Origin of the sequence: Flavobacterium sp. FlaQc-52, from assembly GCF_044007495.1 — a bacterium.
In the GTDB taxonomy this organism is placed as follows: Bacteria; Bacteroidota; Bacteroidia; order Flavobacteriales; family Flavobacteriaceae; genus Flavobacterium; species Flavobacterium cupriresistens.
Window position 1 is genome coordinate 185,948 of record NZ_JBIPCV010000004.1, and the last position, 24,142, is coordinate 210,089.

General features: G+C 36.0%; 17 protein-coding genes and 1 riboswitch. Of the genes, 16 read left to right on the forward strand and 1 reads right to left on the reverse strand.

Annotation, left to right across the window (positions count from 1 at the left end; all coding sequences use genetic code 11):
* Positions 1-82: 82 nt before the first annotated feature.
* From ACHRV5_RS09530 to ACHRV5_RS09605, 16 genes are all read left to right on the forward strand, one after another.
* Entirely contained in the window at positions 83-1,327 is a 1,245-nt protein-coding gene (locus ACHRV5_RS09530) for a sulfate adenylyltransferase subunit 1 (protein ID WP_395426581.1), read from the forward strand.
* Positions 1,328-1,420: 93 nt separating this feature from the next.
* A complete protein-coding gene (locus tag ACHRV5_RS09535; protein WP_395426582.1) occupies positions 1,421-3,511 on the forward strand; it encodes a nitrite reductase in 2,091 nt (696 codons plus the stop codon).
* On the forward strand, positions 3,504-4,280 hold the full coding sequence (gene cobA / locus ACHRV5_RS09540) for a uroporphyrinogen-III C-methyltransferase (RefSeq protein ID WP_047772884.1): 777 nt from the start codon (positions 3,504-3,506) through the stop codon (positions 4,278-4,280). The genes ACHRV5_RS09535 and cobA overlap by 8 nt, the downstream gene beginning before the upstream one ends.
* A gap of 300 nt (positions 4,281-4,580) precedes the next feature.
* Positions 4,581-5,162: a bifunctional precorrin-2 dehydrogenase/sirohydrochlorin ferrochelatase gene (locus tag ACHRV5_RS09545; RefSeq protein WP_047773254.1), complete on the forward strand. Its 582-nt coding sequence runs from the start codon at positions 4,581-4,583 to the stop codon at positions 5,160-5,162.
* Between the two features lie 94 nt (positions 5,163-5,256).
* On the forward strand, positions 5,257-6,309 hold the full coding sequence (locus ACHRV5_RS09550) for an NAD(P)/FAD-dependent oxidoreductase (protein ID WP_047773255.1): 1,053 nt from the start codon (positions 5,257-5,259) through the stop codon (positions 6,307-6,309).
* A 136-nt stretch (positions 6,310-6,445) separates the two neighbouring features.
* Positions 6,446-6,673 (forward strand): hypothetical protein, encoded by a 228-nt coding sequence (locus ACHRV5_RS09555; RefSeq protein ID WP_395426583.1) that lies wholly within the window; start codon positions 6,446-6,448, stop codon positions 6,671-6,673.
* Complete coding sequence (locus ACHRV5_RS09560) at positions 6,664-6,828, forward strand: hypothetical protein (RefSeq protein WP_395426584.1); 165 nt, start codon at positions 6,664-6,666, stop codon at positions 6,826-6,828. The genes ACHRV5_RS09555 and ACHRV5_RS09560 overlap by 10 nt, the downstream gene beginning before the upstream one ends.
* A gap of 129 nt (positions 6,829-6,957) precedes the next feature.
* A riboswitch (SAM riboswitch) is annotated at positions 6,958-7,074 on the forward strand.
* A 271-nt stretch (positions 7,075-7,345) separates the two neighbouring features.
* On the forward strand, positions 7,346-8,347 hold the full coding sequence (locus tag ACHRV5_RS09565) for a homocysteine S-methyltransferase family protein (protein ID WP_395426585.1): 1,002 nt from the start codon (positions 7,346-7,348) through the stop codon (positions 8,345-8,347).
* 509 nt (positions 8,348-8,856) lie between these two features.
* Positions 8,857-11,532 carry a methionine synthase gene (gene metH, locus ACHRV5_RS09570; RefSeq protein WP_053004165.1) on the forward strand — a complete coding sequence of 892 codons (2,676 nt, stop codon included), beginning with the start codon at positions 8,857-8,859 and terminating at the stop codon, positions 11,530-11,532.
* Between the two features lie 164 nt (positions 11,533-11,696).
* The gene (metF, locus tag ACHRV5_RS09575; protein WP_047772889.1) at positions 11,697-12,653 is read left to right on the forward strand and encodes a methylenetetrahydrofolate reductase [NAD(P)H]; all 957 of its coding nucleotides are present in this window, start codon (positions 11,697-11,699) and stop codon (positions 12,651-12,653) included.
* A gap of 168 nt (positions 12,654-12,821) precedes the next feature.
* Entirely contained in the window at positions 12,822-13,475 is a 654-nt protein-coding gene (locus ACHRV5_RS09580) for a class I SAM-dependent methyltransferase (protein ID WP_230004439.1), read from the forward strand.
* A gap of 102 nt (positions 13,476-13,577) precedes the next feature.
* The gene (locus ACHRV5_RS09585; protein WP_395426587.1) at positions 13,578-14,801 is read left to right on the forward strand and encodes a dicarboxylate/amino acid:cation symporter; all 1,224 of its coding nucleotides are present in this window, start codon (positions 13,578-13,580) and stop codon (positions 14,799-14,801) included.
* A 94-nt stretch (positions 14,802-14,895) separates the two neighbouring features.
* Positions 14,896-16,299 carry a pyridoxal phosphate-dependent decarboxylase family protein gene (locus ACHRV5_RS09590; protein ID WP_395426588.1) on the forward strand — a complete coding sequence of 468 codons (1,404 nt, stop codon included), beginning with the start codon at positions 14,896-14,898 and terminating at the stop codon, positions 16,297-16,299.
* A 301-nt stretch (positions 16,300-16,600) separates the two neighbouring features.
* Entirely contained in the window at positions 16,601-18,964 is a 2,364-nt protein-coding gene (locus ACHRV5_RS09595) for a carboxypeptidase-like regulatory domain-containing protein (RefSeq protein ID WP_047772895.1), read from the forward strand.
* A gap of 85 nt (positions 18,965-19,049) precedes the next feature.
* On the forward strand, positions 19,050-20,327 hold the full coding sequence (locus ACHRV5_RS09600; RefSeq protein WP_395426589.1) for a DUF4374 domain-containing protein: 1,278 nt from the start codon (positions 19,050-19,052) through the stop codon (positions 20,325-20,327).
* 109 nt (positions 20,328-20,436) lie between these two features.
* Complete coding sequence (locus ACHRV5_RS09605) at positions 20,437-21,609, forward strand: PepSY-associated TM helix domain-containing protein (protein ID WP_395426590.1); 1,173 nt, start codon at positions 20,437-20,439, stop codon at positions 21,607-21,609.
* A gap of 247 nt (positions 21,610-21,856) precedes the next feature.
* Here the strand turns inward: ACHRV5_RS09605 and ACHRV5_RS09610 are convergent, their stop codons facing one another.
* Positions 21,857-23,980, reverse strand: a complete 2,124-nt coding sequence (locus ACHRV5_RS09610; protein WP_395426591.1) for a TonB-dependent receptor domain-containing protein — start codon at positions 23,978-23,980, stop codon at positions 21,857-21,859.
* Between the last annotated feature and the right edge of the window lie 162 nt (positions 23,981-24,142).

Below are 24,142 nucleotides of genomic sequence, written 5' to 3' on the forward strand. Positions count from 1 at the left end.
AAAGTAAAATTCAAAAAAACAGACAGATTTATAAGTTTTCAGAAGAACCTGAAACTTGAAACCTGAAACAAAACAATACAGAATGGACGTTTTAAAAATAGCAACAGCAGGAAGTGTAGATGACGGAAAAAGTACTTTGATCGGAAGGTTATTGTACGATACAAAATCATTGACAACAGATAAAATCGAAGCAATCGAAAAAAGCAGTAAACAAAAAGGATACGATTATCTTGATTTTTCGTTAGCAACAGATGGTTTGGTGGCAGAAAGAGAGCAGGGAATCACGATTGACGTAGCGCATATTTATTTTTCGACTGCTAAGAAAAGTTACATTATTGCCGACACTCCGGGGCACGTAGAATATACCAGAAACATGGTTACGGGAGCTTCGACTTCACAAGTTTCGATCATTTTGATTGATGCCAGAAAAGGCGTTATCGAGCAAACGTATCGTCACTTTTTTATCAATAATTTATTGCGTGTAAAAGAGGTAATCGTAGCCATCAACAAAATGGATTTAGTGGATTATTCGGAAGAAGTTTTCAATAAAATCAAAACCGATTTTCAAGCTTTAAATGCTAAAAGTACTTTCAAAGAACAAAATGTAAGTTATATTCCATTAAGTGCAATCAATGGCGGAAACGTAGTGGATAAATCAGAGAATATGACTTGGTACGACGGACAAACGGTTTTGGAGCATTTAGAAGGTTTGCATTCTCATGATGTTTACGAAGCAGGAAAAGCACGTTTTCCGGTTCAGACTGTGATTCGTCCTAAAACAGAAGAGTACCACGATTTTAGAGGTTATGCCGGAAAATTATACGGAAACTCAATTAAAGTTGGGGATGCAGTAACTGTTTTGCCTTCACTAACAGAATCAAAAGTGAGTAAAATTCACTTTTTCGATAAACAATTTGACGAAGCCGTTGCAGGTTCTTCGGTTACAATCGAATTAGAAAATGATATCAATGTGACAAGAGGGGATATGATTGTAAAATCATCAGAACTTCCAAAAATTGAAAAAGACATCAACACAACCGTTTGTTGGATGGACAGTAAAAAACTGGTTGCGGGAACAAAATACATTGTGCAACACAACACAAACCGAGTTCTGGCAAAGGTAGAAAGTATCAAAAATACAATTGCAACCGATTATTCAGGAACCACTCCGGCGACCCAGTTAGCGATAAATGAAATTGGAGAAGTAAGCATTAAATTAAGCAAGCCTTTATATTTTGATGCCTATAATGATAATAAATCAAACGGTGCTTTTATCTTAATTGATACCGCAACCAACACAACGGCAGGAGTAGGATTTATTCGATAAATGCGTTAGGCTTTAAGCAATAAGCCTTAAGCGAAAAAAACAAAGTTAAAAAAGCTCAAAGCGCATAGCCTAAAGCCTAAAGCAAAAAAGAAAATGGAAAGTTTTAGAACAGAAATAGAAAATCCGATAGTTCAGAAAGAAATTATCGATCTTGAAAAAAAGATTCACTTATTCCGTGGAGGAAAAATTGATGATGAGCGTTTTCGTAGCCTTCGTTTAGCGCGAGGAATTTACGGTCAGCGTCAGGAAGGTGTTCAAATGATTCGTATTAAATTGCCTTACGGTAAAGTAACGAGCGAACAGTTGGTACGTATTACGAAAGTTTCAGATGAATATTCTACAGGACGTTTGCATATTACAACGCGTCAGGACATTCAGATTCACTATGTAAGTCTGGACCGAACTCCGGAACTTTGGGCTAATCTGGCTAAAGATGATATTACGTTGCGTGAAGCTTGTGGTAATACCGTTAGAAATATTACAGGAAGCGAATTAGCAGGTGTAGATGTAAACGAACCATTTGATGTTTCGCCTTATGCACACGCCTTATTTCAATACCTGTTAAGAAATCCTATTGGTCAGGAAATGGGACGTAAATTTAAAATTTCGTTCTCTTCTTCTGATGAAGATACGGCTTTGAGTTACCTGCATGATTTAGGGTTTATTCCAAAAATCGTTGACGGACAACGCGGTTTTAAAATCGTTTTTGGTGGTGGATTAGGTTCACAGCCGGCTCACGCTGAATTGCTTTCAGATTTTGTACCGGCAAACCAAATCATTCCAACAGCAGAAGGGATCATTCGTATTTTTGACCGATACGGTGAACGTGCCAAAAGAATGAAAGCACGTATGAAGTTTTTGATCAAAGAAATGGGTAGAGATGTCTTTTTGGATTTAGTCGAAAAAGAGAAAAAAGCACTTGCTTTTCAAACCTATGAAATTGATACTACAGCTTTTGATGGTCCAATTCCAGAACCTTTGTTAGAAGTACCGCAAGTTACTATTGAAGATACGGCTGCTTATGAATTGTGGAAAGAATCAAATGTAATTGCACAAAAACAAAAAGGATATTATTCGATTGGAATCAAAGTTTTATTAGGTGATTTTTACACAGATAAAGCAAGATTACTAGCCGATTTAATTAAAAATTATGCAGCAAATGAATTGCGATTTTCATTACGCCAAAATATAGTACTTCGCCATATAAAAGAAGAGAATTTACCTTTCTTTTATCAGGAATTAGCCAAATTGGACTTTGTTCATTTAGGCTATAATTCTACGGCGGATATTACTGCGTGTCCAGGTACTGACACTTGTAATTTGGGGATTGCGAGCAGTACCGGGATAGCAGAAGAATTAGAAAGAGTGATTAATGCAGAATATCCACAATACAGAAACAACCGTGAAATTGAAATAAAAATCAGTGGTTGTATGAATGCTTGTGGACAACATAATATGTCAGCCATTGGTTTTCAGGGAATGTCGATAAACTCCGGTAAATTGGTAGCGCCGGCCTTACAGGTTTTATTAGGCGGTGGAAGATTAGGAAATGGAGAAGGACGTTTTGCCGATAAAGTAATCAAAATTCCAAGCCGTAGAGGACCAGATGCCTTGCGTACTATTTTGAATGATTTTGATGCCCATGCAAACGGACAGAAATTTCTAAATTATTACGATGAAAAAGGAGAAAAATACTTCTACGAAATATTAAAACCTTTAGCAGATGTAACCAATTTAACAGAAGGTGATTTTGTAGATTGGGGTAATGCAGATAATTATGTAAAAGCAGTTGGAGTTGGAGAATGTGCCGGTGTTGTGATAGATTTGGTTGCTACTTTGTTATTAGAAGCAAAAGACAAATTAACATTCGCACAAGAATCATTCGACGAAGGAAAATGGTCTGATGCTATTTATCATGCTTATGCAGGATTCGTAAATGGGGCAAAAGCCTTATTACTTTCCGAAAATGAAAAAACAAACAATCACGCAGGAATTGTTGATTTGTTTGACAATGTATTTGTTGTAACGGCTAAAATTAAATTGGCAACAACATTTAAAGAATTAGTATATCAAATCAATCAGACAGAGCCTTCAGAAGCTTTTGCAAAACAATACATTCAGGAAGGAATTGCTTTTTTTGATACCATAGAAAAATATAGAGCTCAAGAATTAGAAAATGCTTAATACAATCAAACCCAAAGTAACTTTAGTAGGCGCCGGTCCCGGAGATCCGGATCTGCTTACGCTAAAAGCCGTTAAAGCACTTGCTGAAGCGAATGTGGTTTTGTATGATGCATTGGCAAACGAGGAAATTCTTTCTCACGCTTCAAAAGATGCGATTACGATTTTTGTCGGAAAAAAAATGGGGAACCATGCCTATACGCAGGATCAAATCAATCAGTTGATTGTAGATAATGCCTTAACGTATGGAAATGTAGTACGTCTAAAAGGCGGTGATCCCTTTGTTTTCGGACGCGGGAGTGAGGAAATTGAATTTGTGGAAAGTTTCGGAATTCCAACTTTTGTTGTTCCGGGAATCTCATCGGTAGTTGCGGTGCCTGCCAGTCAGGGAATTTCGATTACCAAAAGAGGTGTTTCTGAAAGTTTTTGGGCCATTACAGGAACAACATCAGACAGAAAATTATCTTCAGATGTAGCACTGGCGGCGCAATCTTCTGCAACCGTGGTAATTTTGATGGGAATGCATAAATTGTCTCAGATTATTCATTTGTTTCAAAAAGAAGATAAAGGAAATTTGCCGGTTGCGATTATTCAAAACGGAACCACTGCCGATGAAAAAGTAGGCGTAGGAACGGTAGATTCTATTTTGAATATTGTAAAAGAAAAAGGATTAAGTTCGCCTGCCATTATCGTTCTTGGAGAAGTCGTCCGCGAAAGCAATAAACTAAAAGGATGCTACGAAGAATTTCTATCAAAAGAAATCATCATGTAGCGTACGGCTTCAACCCGACAAAAAATAAAAAGATCAAAAAAAATAACTTGTAGCGTCGGGTTTCAACCCGACAAATGAAAGGTAATAAATAAAAAAGATTCAAAGAAGCTTTTTTTATCAAAAGAAATCAAAGAAATTAATTTGTAACGTAGGGTTTCAACCCTGCGTACGAAAGGTAATAAATAAAAAAAATAAATGTATACCGTCGGATTTCAACCCGACAAAAATGAGCAATAAGCCAAAAGAAATTGCACAATAAAGAGAAAACATCGTACTTTCATGCGATGTAAAGGAATTAAAATGGAACAAAACGAATTATATCCAATATTTTTAAAATTACACAATCTGAATGTTCTTATTGTGGGCGGTGGAAATGTTGGACTGGAAAAGCTTTCTTTTTTATTGAAATCGAGTCCAAATGCCAATGTTGAGGTGGTGGCAAAACACTTTCATCTTGAGATTAAAGTTTTGGCAGAAAATCATCCTTCGCTTAAATTGACCCAAGCGAAGTTCAAAAAAAAGATGCTCAAAAAACGCAATATGGTGATCGCCTGTACCGATGATTTAAAAGTCAATAAAAGAGTATACGATTTGTCCAGAAAGCGCTATTTGATTTGCAATATTGCCGATACTCCGGATTTGTGTGATTATTATTTAGGCGGAATCGTAACCAAAGGAAATGTGAAAATTGCCATTTCGACCAACGGAAAGTCTCCTACCACAGCCAAAAGGCTAAGAGAGTTTTTTGAAGAAGTTATTCCGGACGATATCAATAAGATGGTTGAAAACCTAAATGAATACAGGAAAACGCTGAAAGGCAACTTTGAAGATAAGGTTAAAAAGATGAACGAAATTACCGCTTCATTAAAAAATAAAGAGTAAAAAAAACAGAAGAAATGAATGATATAAATCATTGAAAATAGAATAAATTATTCGTTTCTTTGCATTATTAAGAATGATTATAAACAACAGTGTAATGATTAAAACAGATATACTAATTATTGGAGCAGGACCAACAGGTTTATTTGCCGTTTTTGAGGCAGGATTACTAAAATTAAAATGCCACATTTTAGATGCACTGCCACAGGCAGGAGGACAACTTTCAGAATTGTATCCAAAAAAGCCTATTTATGACATTCCAGGATTCCCGGAAGTATTAGCAGGGGATTTAATTGATAATCTACAGGAGCAAATTAAGCAGTTTGAGCCAGGTTATACTTTAGGAGAGCGTGCTGAGACCATCGAAAAACAAGAAGACGGAAGTTTTATCGTTACTTCAAACAAAGGAACCAGATTTCATGCGCCGGTAATTGCCATCGCAGGAGGATTAGGAAGTTTCGAGCCTCGTAAACCACTTATAGAAGATATCGAGTTTTATGAAGATAAAGGAGTAAAATACTTCATTAAAAATCCGGAAAAATTCAGAGATAAAAAAGTTGTCATTGCAGGAGGAGGAGATTCAGCATTAGACTGGAGTATTTTCTTGGCCAATGTAGCTTCAGAAGTAACTTTAATTCACCGTAGAAATGAATTTAGAGGAGCTTTAGATTCTGTAGAAAAAGTACAGGAATTAAAAACAGCAGGAAAAATTAAATTAATTACTCCGGCAGAAGTAATCGGAATCAATGGTGCGGAACATGTTGAATCTTTGGACATCGAAGAAAACGGAGCACACCGTAAAATAGAAACCGATTATTTTATTCCACTTTTCGGATTGACTCCAAAATTAGGGCCAATCGCAGACTGGGGATTAGAAATCGAGAAAAATGCGATTAAAGTAAATAATGCATTAGATTACCAAACCAATATTCCCGGAATTTTCGCTATCGGAGACGTGAATACGTACCCGGGGAAATTAAAATTAATCCTTTGCGGATTCCACGAAGCGACTTTAATGTGTCAAGCGGCTTATGCAATCATTAATCCAGGTAAAAAATACGTTTTAAAATACACTACCGTTTCCGGTGTTGACGGCTTTGACGGAACTCGTAAAGAGGCTCCGAAAGCAGTTGTTAAGGCAATCGTGTAGTTTATGATACTGATTTTCTCTCCCGATAGCTGTGGGATAGAGATTTTTAGATTTTAATTTGTAAAGCTCAAACTTGTAATTATAGTTTGAGCTTTTTTTTTATTTGTGTCTTTGTTTATATAAAAGTTTAATTATTATGGATTTAGAAGCTAGAAAAAAGCAGTTTATTCAGCAATTGGGTAAGGTTGAAGGGGAGCGTGTTTTAGAAAAGCTGGAATCGGTTTTGAAAGCAAGTCAAAGTGATTGGTTTGATGCGTTATCCGAGGCAGAGCAAGCAGAAATTCAAATTGGACTGGATCAGGTGAATAACGGAGAATTTACAAGTCATGAAGAGGTTATGAAAAGATTTTCAAAATGGCATTAAAATTTATTTGGACACCACAGGCTATTAAAGGTTTTAATAGCGTTGTTGATTACTTGGAAGCCAAATGGACCGCAAAAGAAATCTTGAACTTAGAGATAAAAATGCAACAGGTTATTGATCAAATTAGTCTTAATCCCGAACAATTTCCAATATAGTGTTTTAGACCCGCAGCCCTCTGGAATCTTAGTCACTCAGACCCTTAGAAACTTAAATAAAAAAATAGCGTTAATACTTGCAAGTATTAAGGTTATGTCTTTACTTTGCACTGTTCATAATTTTATTGACAGTTATCACGAAAGGCGGAGGGAAAGACCCAATGAAACCTTAGCAACCCTTTATCATAAAGAAGGTGCTACATTCTACTTAATACCAACAAACACGGTATTTAAGATAGATAACACAAATACATAAAGTATTTCTCAAAACTTTTCCTGACAACCTTATAATATTATTTTACCGAATTCATTTTGGTATCATGAGCGAATCATTGACGTCTTTTTTGCCGTCATGGGTTCCCGCTTTCTGTTGCAATCTTTTGTTTTTAAAGAAAAAACAAAAGGATTTCCACTTCAATCGGGGCTAAAGAGTCACAATAGTGAACTTTTGGAATTATTAATAAGAAGCTAAGCCTGAAAGGTTTTAAAAACCCGTCAGGTTTAAATAAAATACGATATGTCAACAATACAAGAAGCAATAAAAAAAAATATCCTAATCCTTGACGGAGCAATGGGAACCATGTTACAACGCTATAATTTCTCGGAAGAAGATTTTCGCGGAGAGCGTTTCAAGGATTTTCCACATCCCTTAAAAGGAAACAACGACTTACTATCCATAACACAACCACAAGCAATTCGAGATGTTCACGCCGCTTATTATGAAGCAGGCGCGGACATCGTCGAGACAAACACTTTCTCAGGAACTACAATTGGTATGGCCGATTATTTTCTGGAAGATTTAGTTTACGAATTAAACTACGAATCAGCAAAAATTGCCAAAGAAGTAGCCGATGAATTTACCGCTAAAAATCCGGACAAGCCTCGTTTTGTGGCCGGTTCAATCGGGCCGACAAACAGAACGGCAAGTATGTCACCCGACGTAAATGACCCGGGATACAGAGCCGTAACTTTTGATGATCTGCGAATAGCCTACAAACAACAAGTAGAAGCCTTAATGGATGGCGGATGCGATTTGCTTTTAGTAGAAACGATTTTCGATACACTAAACGCAAAAGCAGCACTTTTTGCTATTGAAGAAGTAAAAGACGAACGCAATATTGATATTCCGATCATGGTTTCGGGGACGATTACAGATGCTTCAGGAAGAACACTTTCGGGACAAACTGTAGAAGCCTTTTTGATTTCAGTATCACATATACCGTTATTAAGCGTAGGATTCAATTGCGCCTTAGGAGCCGATTTATTGAAACCGTATTTAAAAACATTATCACAACATACACAGTTTAATGTTTCAGCACATCCAAATGCTGGCTTGCCAAACGCATTTGGAGAATACGACGAAACGCCGGAACAGACGCAAGCCTTAATCAAAGAATATTTAGACGATAATTTGATCAACATTATCGGTGGATGTTGCGGAACAACTCCGGATCATATTCGATTGATTGCTGAGGTTGCGAAGGGGTATAAACCGAGAATAGCACCGGTTATTGCGTAATTAACAAGCATAAATTTTCTTGCTAACATAAGCGTATTGCTCGTGCCAGAAAAAACATAAAACGCGGAATGACAAAAATGAGGAGTCGATCGTATGAAATGTTGGACGAGATTACTTCGTTTCTTATAATGACAATTGGAACGTTAAATGAAAAGAGATAAAAAGGTAGCCTGAACTGGCAGATTGAATATAAAAAGGTATAATAAGTTCAGGAGGAACAAAATATATAATTAGGTTCAAAGATTTGAAAAACGATAATTGAAATCGTGGAAACATAAAGTTCTTATAAAACCGAGATTGCGTGAGGGATAGAAGTGGATAGCCCACAGCCTGACGAAGGAAGAGCGAGGACTTGGAACGGATAGCCCGGTTCGCCGCGGCGAAACACGCCCAAAATAAAATAATTAGAACACAGATACCTACAAGGTTTTGGAAACCTTGCAGCACACAAATAAAGAATAAAAACTCAGGACCTAAGAACCTTAGGACCTCAGTAACTTAAAAAGAAAATGGCAGAAAATAGAAGAGACCTTGTATTAGCAGGATTAGAACCGTTGATTATTACACCTCAAAGTGTTTTTGTAAACATTGGAGAACGTACGAATGTAACCGGTTCAAGAAAATTCCTTCGTCTGATCAAGGAAGAGAAATATGACGAGGCACTTGATATTGCAAGACAACAAGTAGAAGGTGGAGCGCAAATCATCGATATTAATATGGATGAGGGAATGCTTGATGGTGTTCAGGCAATGACAAAATTCCTGAATTTAATAGCATCAGAACCGGATATTTCGAGAGTTCCAATTATGATCGACAGTTCAAAATGGGAAATCATTGAGGCGGGTCTTAAAGTAGTACAAGGAAAAAGTGTGGTCAACTCCATTTCATTAAAAGAAGGAGAAGAAGCATTCATTCATCATGCCAAATTAATCAAACGTTACGGAGCAGCGGCAATCATCATGGCTTTTGACGAAGTGGGTCAGGCCGATAATTTTGATCGTAGAGTCGAAATCTGTCAGCGTTCGTACGATATTTTAGTTAATAAAGTCAATTTTCCTCCGCAGGATATCATTTTCGATTTAAATATTTTCCCCGTTGCAACCGGAATGGAAGAACATCGCTTAAATGCTTTGGACTTTTTCAGAGGAACAAAATGGGTTCGTGATAATTTGCCTCACGCACATATCAGTGGTGGTGTAAGTAACGTTTCATTCTCTTTTAGAGGGAACGATCATGTTCGGGAAGCCATGCACTCGGTGTTTTTATATCATGCCATTAAAAACGGAATGACAATGGGAATCGTAAATCCTGAAATGCTTTCGATTTACGATGATATTCCAAAAGACCTGCTAGAACACGTAGAAGACGTAATTTTAGACAGACGAGATGATGCTACAGAAAGACTTTTAGATTTTGCAGAAAATGTAAAAGGAGAAGTAAAAAGCGATGAAAAAGCAATTCAGGAATGGCGTTTAGGAACCGTTCAGGAACGTATTACGCATTCATTAGTAAAAGGAGTTGATGCTTTTATTGAAGAAGATGTAGAAGAAGCCCGTTTAGCAGCCGTAAAACCAATTGAAGTTATCGAAATCAATTTGATGACAGGAATGAATGTCGTAGGAGATTTATTCGGAAGCGGAAAAATGTTCCTGCCACAGGTAGTAAAATCGGCACGTGTAATGAAAAAAGCTGTTGCTTATTTATTGCCTTATATTGAAGCCAGCAAACAAGCCGGAGATAAATCAGGAAATGGAAAAATCCTAATGGCAACCGTAAAAGGAGACGTTCACGATATTGGTAAAAACATTGTATCGGTCGTATTAGCCTGTAACAATTACGAAATTGTTGATTTAGGAGTAATGGTGCCTCCGGAAAAAATCATTGCCGCAGCAATCGAACACAATGTAGATATTATCGGATTGAGCGGACTGATTACACCTTCGCTTGATGAGATGGTTTATCTGGCAAAAGAGTTAGACAAACAAGGCATTAAAATTCCGATTATGATCGGGGGAGCAACGACTTCGCGTGCGCATACCGCGGTGAAAATTGCGCCACAATACAGAGAAACCGTAATTCACGTAAACGATGCTTCAAGAGCCGTAACTGTTGCCGGAAATCTGTTAGATCATAACCGAAAAATATACGCGAGCGATATTCGTGCAGAATACGATTCTTTTAGAGAAACGTTCTTAAACCGTTCAAGAGACAAAAATTTCTTAACGATCGAGCAAGCCCGTAAAAATAAATTACAATTGGATTGGGAAGAATACAAACCCGTAACGCCAAAAGTAATCGGTAAGCAAATTGTCGAAGTAGAATTGGACGTTTTGGTACCCTACATTGACTGGACACCATTTTTTAGAACCTGGGAATTGTTCGGAAAATATCCGGCCATTTTAACCGATGAGGTAGTTGGAAAAGAAGCAACATCTGTTTTTGCAGATGCTCAGGCCATGTTGAAAGTAATTTTAGAAGAGAAAAAATTATCTGCAAAAGGGATTTACGGAATTTTTCCATGCAACCAGGTAGATGATGATGATATTGAATTGCGTGATGAAAACGGAAAAGTGTTGGAGAAATTCTTAACACTTCGTCAGCAGTCACAAAAAACGAAGGGAGCACCAAACATTGCTTTGTCGGATTTTATTTTGCCAAAAGATTCCGGAGTTACCGATTATATGGGCGCTTTCTGTGTGACAACAGGTTTTGGAGTAGACGAGTGGGCTGCCGAATTCGAGAGAGATTTAGACGATTACAACTCGATTATGGTAAAAGCATTGGCCGATCGTTTTGCTGAAGCTTTCGCCGAATATTTACACGAGCAGGTTCGTATGGCTTATTGGGGTTATGATCCCGGTGAAACCTTATCAAAAGAAGATCTGATCGAAGAAAACTATAAAGGAATTCGCCCGGCTCCGGGATATCCAGCATGTCCGGATCACTTAGAGAAACCAACAATTTGGAAACTTCTAAATGTAGCCGAAGAAATTGGAGTAACCTTAACAGAAAGTATGGCGATGTGGCCGGCTTCATCTGTATCAGGATATTATTTCGGAAACCCAAAAAGTAAATATTTTGGACTAGGAAAAATAAAAGAAGATCAGGTTATTGATTACGCCAAAAGAAGAAGTGTACCAACCGATTATGCCATGAAGTGGCTTAATCCAAACATAGCAGATTAGGGGGGAGTTATTTTTAGTTTCAGGTTTCAAGTTTCAGGTTCGCCTATAACTTGAAACCTGAAACCTGAAACAAACGAAACCTAGAACCAACGCAGCCAATTGATTTACGTTTTTTGATTTAGATTTTACTCAAAATTCATAATTCATAACTCATAATTTTTAAAATGAAAGTAACAGAACATATAGAAAACGCTAAGGGAAAAACATTATTTTCATTTGAAATTATTCCGCCTCAAAAAGGAAAAAGTATTCAGGATTTGTATGATAATATCGATCCGTTGATGGAGTTTAATCCGCCGTTTATTGATGTAACGACTTCACGCGAAGAGTACATTTATATCGATAAAGGGAATGGACTTTTAGACAAAAAACTGACTCGTATGCGTCCGGGTACACTTGGAATTTGCGCTTCTATAAAACATAAATATAATGTTGATACTGTACCGCACTTGCTTTGTGGCGGATTTACACAGGAAGAAACAGAATACATGCTGGTAGATTGTCATTATTTAGGAATCAATAATTTAATGGCGCTTCGTGGTGACGCGATGAAGGACGAACAATCCTTTGTGCCAAAAGCAGGAGGAAATAGTTTTGCTATAGATTTAGTAAAACAAATCAATGAGTTAAATCAAGGGAAATACCTGCATGAAGTAATGGATATCGACAACAAAGCTGATTTTTGTATTGGTGTTGCAGGGTATCCGGAGAAACATTTAGAATCTCCTTCTTTACAATCTGATTTAAGAAGATTAAAAGAAAAAGTAGATGCAGGAGCAGATTACGTGGTAACGCAGATGTTTTTTGACAATGCAAAATACTTCGAATTTGTAGCAAAAGCCAGAGAAATGGGTATTACAGTTCCTATTATTCCGGGGATAAAACCAATTGCTGTACAAAAGCATTTGCAGATTTTGCCACAGATTTTTCGTATTGATCTTCCTGAAGATTTAATTCATGCCGTAGATCAATGTAAAAACAATGCCGAAATCAAACAAGTAGGAGTAGAGTGGGCGATCCAACAATCCTTAGAGTTAAAAGCGGCCGGAGTACCTGTATTGCATTATTATTCAATGGGAAAATCAGAAAATATTCGCCAAATCGCGAGCCATATTTTTTAGAAAAAGTATATTTTGTTATATTCTTTTCAATTTGAACGAAGGAAACCCGAGCGACAACGAATAGAAGAAGTAATTCGGATGCTATGGAACTTGAGCCTCCTTCGTTAAAATAACAACTCCAGTTTGGAATTTGGAATTTTTAATTTTTGGAATTTAATTTTAAACATTATGAAACAAGAAGAATTACAGGCGATAGCCGCTCAGTTAAAACATCCAACAGGAGAAAAAGGAATTGAAATGGCCAACATGATGCATGAAACCAACATCAACATGACGCACCATTCTATTCAAAATCTGAATGTTTCAAAAGAAAATAAAATTCTGGAATTGGGTCACGGAAATGCGGGACACTTAGAATTTCTAATGGACCAAGCGGAGAGTCTGGTATATTATGGACTCGAAATGTCTGAGTTAATGTTTCAGGAAGCCAGACAAATCAACAGGAATTATGTTTCTCAAAAACAAGCCTTCTTTTTGCTTTACGATGGAGGTGTAATCCCGGCTACAGACGCCTTTTTTGATAAAATCTTCACTGTAAATACGATTTATTTCTGGCAAAAACCGGAAGAATTACTTTTAGAAATTTACAGAGTTCTAAAACCAAACGGAACATTCTGTTTAACCTTTGCAGAAGAAAGTTTCATGAAACAACTTCCGTTTACAGAATATGAATTTACACTGTACAGCACTGAAAAAGCACAGGAATTAATCGAAAAAACAGCTTTTAAAATGGTCTACAAAGAAACGCTGACCGAAAAAATAAAAAGCAAAACAGGCGAATTAGTCGACAGAGCTTTTACCACTATTGTGTTAGAAAAATAACAAAAAAGAAGGCGATTGCTTTTGGCGCTCTTTTTTTGAGTACTTTAATTGCTTTTTCTATTTTGAGTTTCTATTTCTGAACCCTAATACTTTTTTAAAATTATGGAGGTTAAAAAAATCAATTTCCTAAAAAGCTACAGTAGTATTCTATTGCTTTTAGGAGGTATCATTGCAGGAAGTATTTTGGGGTTGTTGTTTGGTAAAGATGTTGAGGTAATCAAACCACTGGGAGACATTTTTCTTAATTTGCTTTTCACGGCAATTATTCCGCTTATTTTCTTTACGATTGCTTCTTCAATTGCCAATTTAGAAAAAACAGAAAAACTAGGGAGACTATTTGTTATTATGGTCCTTGTTTTCCTCGGAACCCTATTGATTTCGGCTATTGTAATGATTGTTGCCGTTTATATTTTTCCGATTCATCAAGATATAATTATTTCCAAAGTTCCATTAGAAAACATAAAATCCGGTAGTATTGGCGAGCAAATTGCACAGTTGGTTACGGTAAATGATTTCTTCGAATTATTGTCCCGAAAAAGTATGCTGGCGCTGATAATTTTCTCTTTTTTAATAGGTTTTGCCAGTTTGCAGTCCGGTGAGAAGGGAAGTAGTTTCAGAAGCTTTTTAGATTCGGGTAACGAAGTGATGAAACAGTTATTGAATCTGATTATGAAACTGGCTCCAATTGGTTTGGGGGCATATTTTGCCTATCAGGTTGGTGTTTTTGGTCCGCAGTTATTTGGTGTTTATGCAAAACCTTTGGGAATTTATTACGGAGCGTGTATTTTTTATTTCTTTACATTCTTTAGTTTATACGCCTTTATTGCCGGAGGAAAAAGAGCATTTGTGGTATTTTGGAGTAATAATATAACACCCGCTTTGACAGCAGTGGGAACTTGCAGCAGTATTGCAACGATTCCCGCAAATTTGGAAGCAGCAGAAAAAATGAACATTCCAAATCATGTCCGGAACCTGGTCATTCCGCTTGGTGCGCCCTTGCACAAAGACGGATCGAGTATGTCTTCGATACTTAAGATCACGGTTCTTTTTGCCATGTTTGGAAAAGACTTCACAGAACCTTCTACCATTCTTTCAGCATTGGGAATTACAGTAATCGTTTCGATTGTTGAAGGCGGAATCCCAAACGGAGGTTATATTGGTGAAGTTTTAGCCATAACAGTTTATGGACTTCCAATGGAGCAGGCCTTACCGGTAGCGATGATTTTAGGGACACTTGTGGATCCGATTGCGACGCTGCTCAATGTCAACGGTGATTTAATCTGTTCGATGATGATTTCCCGTTTTTCCGAAAAAACCAAATGGTAACCTACTTATTTTTAGTTTAAAATCTTTTATTAATTCGCTCCATCTGTAAACGCTGCGCGCTGTTTTTTCAGATGAGGACATAAATAACAATAGCATGAATTCAGTACTTCAGCATGATTTAAACAATTTTGAAAATATACTTGAAAAAGCAAAACAACACGGGATTGGTTTTTTGAATAATCTTGAAAATATCCCGACATCTACTAAAGCGACAATTGAACCGGATCGTACCTTAAACGAATTAGGTTTAGGTTCTTTAGAAGCTTTAAAAGAATTCAATGAGCGAATGGCTCCGCTAATGGTTGCTTCGCCGGGACCCAGATATTGGGGATTTGTAACTGGTGGATCTACTCCGGCTTCTATTGTTGGCGATTGGTTGGCTTCGGTTTACGATCAAAATGCACAATCGATAAAAGCACAAGGAGGCGCTTCAGCTTTAATAGAGTTTGAAACTATAAATTTGTTATTGCAGTTATTGGGCTTACCAAAATCGTTTATGGGTGGATTTGTAACAGGGGCAACCATGTCTAATTTTACCTCTTTGGGCGTGGCAAGGCAATGGTTTGGAGCTCAATTTGGGAAAGATTTTGCTAAAAACGGAATTACAGAAACTATAAATATCTTTACTGCAACACCACATTCTTCTGCTGTGAAGTCATTAGCAATGCTCGGAATCGGAAGCCAGAAGTATAGTGTTGTAAAAACGCTGGAAGACAACCGTGAAGCCATTGATGTTGTCGATCTGGAAGAAAAAATTAAAGCTTTAAACGGAAAACCGTTTATCTTAATTTCAAGTGCCGGAACAGTCAATACAGCTGATTTTGATGATTTTGTGGCTATTGCTGAATTGAAAGAAAAATACAACTTTTGGTGGCATATTGATGCTGCTTTTGGTGCTTTTGCAGCCGTTTCAGATAAGTTTAAACCTTTAGTTGAGGGTTGGGAAAATGCGGATAGCATTACCGTTGACTGTCATAAATGGTTAAACGTACCTTATGAAAGTGCTTTTTATTTGATTAAGAAAGACCATGTGAATTTACAAATTGAAACTTTTCAGAATTCTAATGCACCCTATTTAGGAAATCCGTTGGAGAATTTTAATTATTTGAATGTGTTGCCTGAAAATTCACGTCGTTTAAGAGCGCTTCCGGTTTGGTTTTCTTTATTGGCCTATGGAAAGGAAGGTTTCTGTGATATTGTGGAAAGTAGCGCGTCATTGGCCCTGCACTTTGGAAATGCGCTTATCGAAGATGATAGTTTTGAACTCCTGGCACCGATCCGTCTTAATAATGTTTGTTTTACTTTGAAAGGAGATCACAATCAGGAAAAAGTAGCGTCGTTTTTGACACTGCTAAATGATGGAGGAAAAGTATTTATGACCCCAACCGTATACCAAAACCGAAAAGGAATTCGTGCTTCCTTTGTCAATTGGAGAACAACTGAAAATGATATTAAGATTGTAATTGAAGAAATGAGAGTTACGCTGTCAGAAATATAAGAGTATTATTTTTTTAACTTTTTAAAAATCCCGTTTAGTTATGTAAACGGGATTTTTTATTGGTTTTTTGTAAGTTTTTTAATAAAACAGCTTGTTTGAATTTAACGGTTTTTAATATTTATTTTTAAGAATATTCTAATTTTAAATTAATGTTGCCTTAAGATTTGATTAATTTTTAAGGATTTCTCATTTTAAACGTTAAATACTATCCTTATTTAGAATAATTAAAAATAATTTGGAAATAGCATTTTCTGAAGTTAATTTTGTGCCAAATTTTAACATTCACCACAAATTTTAACTGATGCAAATAAATAGAATAGTAATCTTGATATTGGTTTTCCTCACTTCAATACAAGGTTTCTCACAAAAAAACAAAGTAAACTTAACGGGTATTGTTCTAACACAAAGTGGTCAGCCGGCAGAAGGTGTTTCAGTTGCATTAAAGGGAACGCGTTATGCTACTTTAACCAATGAAAAAGGAGAATATGAAATTGCTGCCGAACCGGGTAACTATACATTATCAATAAGTTTTGTTGGATATAAACCTAAACTAACGAAAATAAGCTTAGAAGAATCCAATAAAGAGGCTCCAAGTATAACGATAGAAGAAGATACCGCTGCTTTGGATGAAGTTCAGGTAGTAGGTAAAACGAAGGTGCAGCGCGTTAAAGAAGAAGCTTTTAATATTACAGCAGTAGATTTAAAACAATTGTACAATACTTCAGCTGATTTGAATCAGGTTTTGAATAGAACGACTGGTGTCCGTGTTCGTGAAACCGGAGGGATGGGATCGCAATTTAATTTCTCCTTAAATGGGTTTTCAGGTGATCAGGTTAAGTTTTTTATGGACGGAATTCCTTTGGATAATTATGGGCCTTCGTTTACATTGAATAATATTCCAACCAATATGGCGGAACGAATTGATGTATATAAAGGAGTTGTACCGATTGAATTAGGTGGAGACGCTTTAGGTGGAGCAGTAAATATTGTGACCAATAAAAGTGTTAAGAGATATATTGATGCATCTTATAGTTTTGGGTCTTTTAATACTCATAAAGCAGCATTAAATACACGTTTTACAAGTAAGAATGGTTTGGTGACTAATTTTAATGCCTTTCTTAATTATTCTGATAACAGCTATAAAGTTGAGGCTGAGGTTCCAGATCCTTTTACAGGACTTTTTGGTCCAAAAGAAGAATTAAAACATTTTCATGACGGATACAAACAAGGTGCAATTATCGCCGAAGTAGGGGTGAAAGATAAAAAATATGCAGATTATTTATTGGTTGGGATCGCAGTAAGCGCTAACAAAAAAGAAACACAACAAGGAAGAACAATGTTTAGGGTAGTTGGTGATGCTTTTGAAGATAGCCAGAATTTTGTACCCTCTTTAAAGTATAAAAAAACAAATCTATTTACTAAAGATTTAACGGCAACTTTGGCGGCATCTTACAATATTGCAGAAGAAAGAACGGTAGATACTTCATCAAGAAGATTTACATGGAGAGGCCCTCGAACTGATGTACCCGGATATAGTAGTAGTGGGGAGCTTAATTCGGAAAAAGTATTAAATGTATTTAAAGTAAAGTCTTTTCAAAGTAATACAAATTTTAAATACAATATAAATGAAAATAATAGTCTACTCTTAAACTATACTCATTTGGGTTATCGACGTAAAGAAGATAATGAGTATACAACCAAGGATGTACCAAAGGAACCGGTAGTCAATAAAAATATAATTGGTTTTTCGTATAGTTTATCAGCCCTTCAAAAAAGATTGTCTTATACCGCATTTGTCAAAATGCTGGATTTACAAGGCAAAATAGTAGAGAACCCAAAAACTATAAATGAGAAAGTAATAAAGCCATCTTATAATTTTACAGGTTATGGTACAGCAGCAGCCTATTTTTTAATTCCGGAACAATTGCAGGTTAAAGCTTCTTTTGAACATGCATATAGACTTCCAGCTGCGGTAGAATTGTTAGGAGATGGAGGAATTAATATTATTCCTAATCCTTATCTTATGCCGGAGTCTAGTGATAATATGAATATTGGATTGTCTTATAAAAAAACTTTTGAGAAACATTCATTTGCCATAGAAGGAAACTTTCTTTATCGAGAGGCAAAAAACTTTATAAATTCTGTTCCCTATCAGAATAAGAGTCAATATCAAAACACTAAAAATGTTCAGGTAACAGGATTTGATGGAATTGTACATTATGGTTATAAACAATGGCTTAGTTTGGATTTGAATGCTACTTATCAAAAAACTTTAAATAAGGATAACAGCGTCTCAGTTGGTTCTGATCAAATTAACTACTTGTACAATAAGCAAATGCCTAATATTCCAATTTTATACGGAAATGCGAATTTAGGATTCTCTTTCAAACATATTAAATATGCAGATGATCTTTTTTCTGTAAACTTATTAGCCAGTTATTCCGATAGTTATTACTTGAGGAATCCTAAATTAGGAGAGACTGGTAAAAAAGAGATTCCTGAACAACTTTTTTATTCAGCATCTGTAGCCTATTCACTTAAAAATGGCCGTTATAATATTGCGTTGGAATGTTATGATATTACTGATGTTAATTTGTACGATTATTTTAATGTGCAGAAACCGGGAAGATCCTTTACGATAAAACTTCGATATTTCTTCATGTAGTCCACAATTCAAAACAATAATAAATTCTTATTCTCCAAGCCTGTATTTTAATTACAGGATCCAATTAATTAAAAATTCAATAATTATGAAAACAATTAAAATTAAAAATCTATTAGCTCTTATGCTAATGTCAGTTACTATATTTTCTTGTAGCAGTGACGATTCTCCAACAAATGAAGAACCTGTAGTTGTTACACCGGAACCAGTTGTAATAAGTAAATATGCAATAGGTTACCAAACCGGAACATGGAATGAAAATTACATGTGGAGCTTTAATTCATTAGATGAATTAATGACCGGAACAATTGATATGACTGGAAAAGGAATTGAACAAGGAGGTTCTTATATTCCTCTTGCGAATACGATGTTTGCATTGGATAGTGAAGCGGAAGGTGCTGCTCCTTATGCTTTAAACGCTGCGGGTCAGTTAATTGCCGGGAGTCGTGTTTTTATAGAATCGCCTTTTGCATATGGTGTTACAGACGACAATAAATTATTAATTATTGGTGCTTCATGGGAAGGTGCATCTTCAAATAATGAATTGGTTGTTTATGATCCTACAAAACAATATATTACAGGTCGTAAGTTTGATAATTTTGCAACAACTGCCGGACGCTTTGATTTTCCTACTGGAGTAACAGTTGTTGGAGATAAAGTATTTGTTTCTGTTTTCAACAGAGATGCAAGTGAAGATTGGAATATTGATCAAACAAAAGCATACATCAGAGTTTATGACTATCCTTCTTTAACATTTGTGAAAAGAATTGAAGATCCTCGTACTACAGCAGCTGGGATGTACTATACAAACACAGGTATTGTACGTACGGAGTCTGGTAACGTATATACTTTTTCTTCAAATGCTAAGGCTGGAGGTTACAAGGCACCTTCAACAACAATTGGTTCCGGAATTCTTCGCATCAACAAAGGTCAAACAGAATTTGACGCTTCTTATTTCTTTGATCTTGAGGCAAGCTCAATTAATGGTAAAGTGTTAGCGGCGTATCCACTTGGAGGAGAAAAAGCCTATATCGTTTACATACCTACAGCAGATGACACAGTACTTTGGGGATTCCTTAATCATTCTTCTTATAAATTTAAATCGGCAATTGTAGATTTACCATCTAAAAAAATAACTCCGGTAACAGGATTGCCTGGACATGCTGGTGATAGTTACTTTGGTGTTGGAAGCTTGTATTATGAAAACGGAAATGCTTATAAGGCTTTTGTAACTAATACAGAGGTTCGTGTTTACAAAATTAATACGGAAACAGGTTTAGCTACTGCAGGTGCAAAAGTAACCGGAGGAGGAACTGATATCTCTGCTATTACTAAATTAACACATACAACAAAAGGGACTAAATAAATTAGACTTTTTTGCTTTGATTTTTAACCATATAATCAATTTTTTTACAAGAATTGATTATATGGTTTTTTAAAATAATTAAAATTACTGACAGATAGACAATTCTATAATGAGTATTATCAAACAACAAATTTCTAAACCACAAAAAAAAGGAAAATCTCGTTTCAGTAAAGTCAATGCCTGGTTGCATTTATGGTTGGGACTTGCTTCCGGAATTATTGTTTTTATAATGGGAATTACGGGTTGCATATTGGTTTTTGAAGAAGAAATCAGGCAATTTACTTCACCGTGGTTGTATGTTGAAGCTCAAGAATCAGAGCAATTATTACCTCCTTCTAAGATTTACAGTATAGTTCAGAAAGCGGTACCGGAAAAAGAAATACATGGTTTATGGTACAATGGATTGGATAAATCAATAAAGGTCGATATCGAATCGGATTCATTGCTTTATGTAAATCCATACAATGGTAAAATTACCGGAATTGTACATCATGAAGACTTCTTCCATTTCGTAGACGAAGGACATCGTAATCTCTGGTTAGAGCGTGAAATTGGAGCACAGATCACAGCTTGGGCAACCTTTATTTTTTTCTTTTTGTTAATCAGCGGACTTATTCTCTGGTTGCCAAAAAAATGGAATAAAACCACTGTAAACAATAGTTTTAAGATAAAATGGGATGCAAAGCTCAAACGTTTAAATTATGATCTTCATAACGTAATGGGGTTTTATGTGATTGTTTTAGCCGTCCTTATCTCTTTTACGGGCATGCTGATGAGTTTTCATTGGCTCAGAGAAAGTACATATTGGATCAGCGGTGGCTGGGCCGATGTAAAAGATAAGAAAGAACAACCTGTACCAATAAAAAAAGATACATTATCCAGGCAACAAATGACGAAACTGGCTGCTGCCGATTTTATTTGGAAAAAAGTACGTACCGAAATCGCCAAAGAGAATAAAGAAGCCGTGATTATTCATTTTCCCGATGATCCAAAAGAAGATTTTTATGCCTGTACCGATATGCATAAGGGAATTTGGAGAGATTTATACTTTGATTCAAAAACCTTAGAGCTACTTCCAAAATCAGAAAAATATATTAGTAACGAACGTTTCTCAGATTGGTTAATGCGTTCCAATTACAGTCTTCACATAGGGGCGATCGGAGGATTGCCAACCAAAATTATCTATTTTATTGGCAGTTTAATCTGTGCCAGTTTACCAATTACCGGATTTTATATCTGGTGGGGAAGAAAGAAAAAAAAGCCTGTGGGCAGTAAGCCTTAAATCATTTTTTTGATCTGTTTTGTGTTAGTTGTAAAAAGTCTTTTGAAAGAAGTAAAACTCTTTTCGAAAGGCTTTTTTTAGTGAAAAGTAATAAGTGGTATGTGAAAAGTAATAAGTAATTTGATATTATGTACTCAATTGAAGTTGCGGTGATAGTTGTAAAAGCAGATTTCTGATCGATGCAAAATAAAGAACCCCCATAAAATTAGTATTTTATGGGGGTTCTTACGGGGGCAAAAAGGCAATTTTAGATTCTGTAGGTGAATGCTAGTGTTGCAATGCGATTATCAAGATCGTATCTTTTATCGATACTTGTTTGTCTGATAACCGAATTGATATAAAAGTTATTAGTGTTGAAAATATCGGTAACATTAAGTTTGATGCTTCCTTTATTGGCTAAAACCTGTTTAGAAATTCCGATACTGAAGTCAAAGAAACTGTCACGCTCGTAAATACCAAGATTTGATTTCGATTGGTATTGTGCATTTGCTTCCGCTTTCCAGGTTTCTGTAATGGTGAATGAATTCTGAACGTTCATGTTTAGCGTTACTATAGGATCGATTTTTTCTGTGTTTACGACTTTCCCCATAAACTTATTTTCGAAAACATTAAGAAGCGTATTCACAGACCACCATTTGTAGATTTCGGCCGTATTGGTGATATTTACACCATAATTATACGATTTGTCAACGTTAATCTGCGAAGTCACGGTAGTATTATCTGCCGGATTATAGACGTAAACTTCTGTAAAAACGTCTTTGGTTTTGTTGAAATATACAGTAGCCATAAAAGCGCTTTTCCAGGCATAACCTATTTCTGCTGCATGTGTTATTTCAGGAATCAAATTTGGATTTCCTTGTGAATAATTGAACGAATCATCATAAAAGCGGAATGGATTCAGGTCAAACTGGCTTGGTCTGTTGATTCTTTTGCTGTAAGAAGCGTGCATCGCATGGTTTTCGGTGAATTCATATTTTAACGAAAGACTTGGAAACCATTTCAGATAATCGTCTTTATGTTCCTCATTCATGGTTTTTTGCAGAATATTTATAGCCGTATATTCGGTTCTGATACCTCCTTGGATATTTAGTTTTTCCAATTGATATTTATAGTTAATGTATGCGGCGTAAATTTGCTCTTTATATTCAAAGTGATTGGTGGATTTAAGATCAGTTATCCACACATTATTCTGTGAATATTCATAAATCGAAGGGTTGTCGTTGTTTTTTATACTCCCTTTAAAACCCCATTCTATGCTTTGTTTTTCTTTTAAAGGATTGACAAAATCAACTTTTCCTGTAAAGACTCGCAACTGAGAAGGAATAAAACCCCTGCGGTCATCGATTTCAACCATACTGGCAGGGTCTATATTTTTGGCACTCTGAAACTGATTTGATCTGAATTTCGACGTTTCATATTCAAAATCAAAAGACATCGTTTTGCCTTCCGTATCGAATTTGTGGACTCCCGAAAATGCATAGGTGTAATCGTTCCATTTTTCTTTGCTGTCATTGTAAGTGGCAGCATCAAATTGTAATTGATTCATTGCATTAAACAGCGTATTTCTACCATCCGCTATATTTTGATAGCGACCGATTTTAGCATCAACGTAGACCTCTAAATTCGTTTTCGGAGAGATTTCGTATTGCGTTCCAATTTTGAAATTGTTTGACGTAAGCGGTTCGTCAGTCACAGAAGTTTGATGGTTTTTAGAAGAAATCGTTTGTCGGGTTTCATCTGTATATTGCAGTTGATTGAATTTTTTGCGTTCCTCTTCTCCTCTGAAAGTGTAACTGTAATTACCATAAACACCCCACTTATCTTTGTTGTAGTTTAAATTAAATCCGGAATTGGTTCGGTTTTTTCGCCCTCTGGCATAACTTGTAAAAGCTGTTCCCTTAAGACCGGATGAATTTGGTTTTTTTAATACAATATTGATGATTCCGGCCTTTCCTGTAGCGTCGTATTTTGAAGAAGGATTCGTAATAACTTCAATTTGTTTGATATTAGAGGAGGCTGTAGATTTTAAATAATTGGCAAGCTCTTTTTGAGAAAGCTGCGTCAGTTTACCATTTATCATAACGGCAACCCCTTGTTGTCCTCTTATCGATAAATCGCCATCCTGAGAGACAACAACGCCCGGAGCACGCGACAAAACGTCTAAGGCAGTTCCTCCTTCAGAAATAATACTGTTTTCGACATTAAATACAAGTCGATCTGACTTTTGAGTATATAAAACCTTCTTTTTGGTGATTACAATTTCTTCTAAAGCATTAATAGTGGTTTCGACAACACTATCGGTTTCTTTTTCGGTTTGGGAATAACTGTACACCGAAAAGACAAGCATAAGGGAGGTTATAATATTTTTCATATTATTTATTTTAAATTAGAGCATAATAAATAGTTTCGTAAACTCAGGGAGCTCGAAAACGGAGACAATCGGATACCGATGAAAAGTAAAAGGGATGTTTTACTGCAGGATAATTTCTTCCAGTTGATTCGTTATTTTTTGCTGAAAACGAGAAGTTTGTTC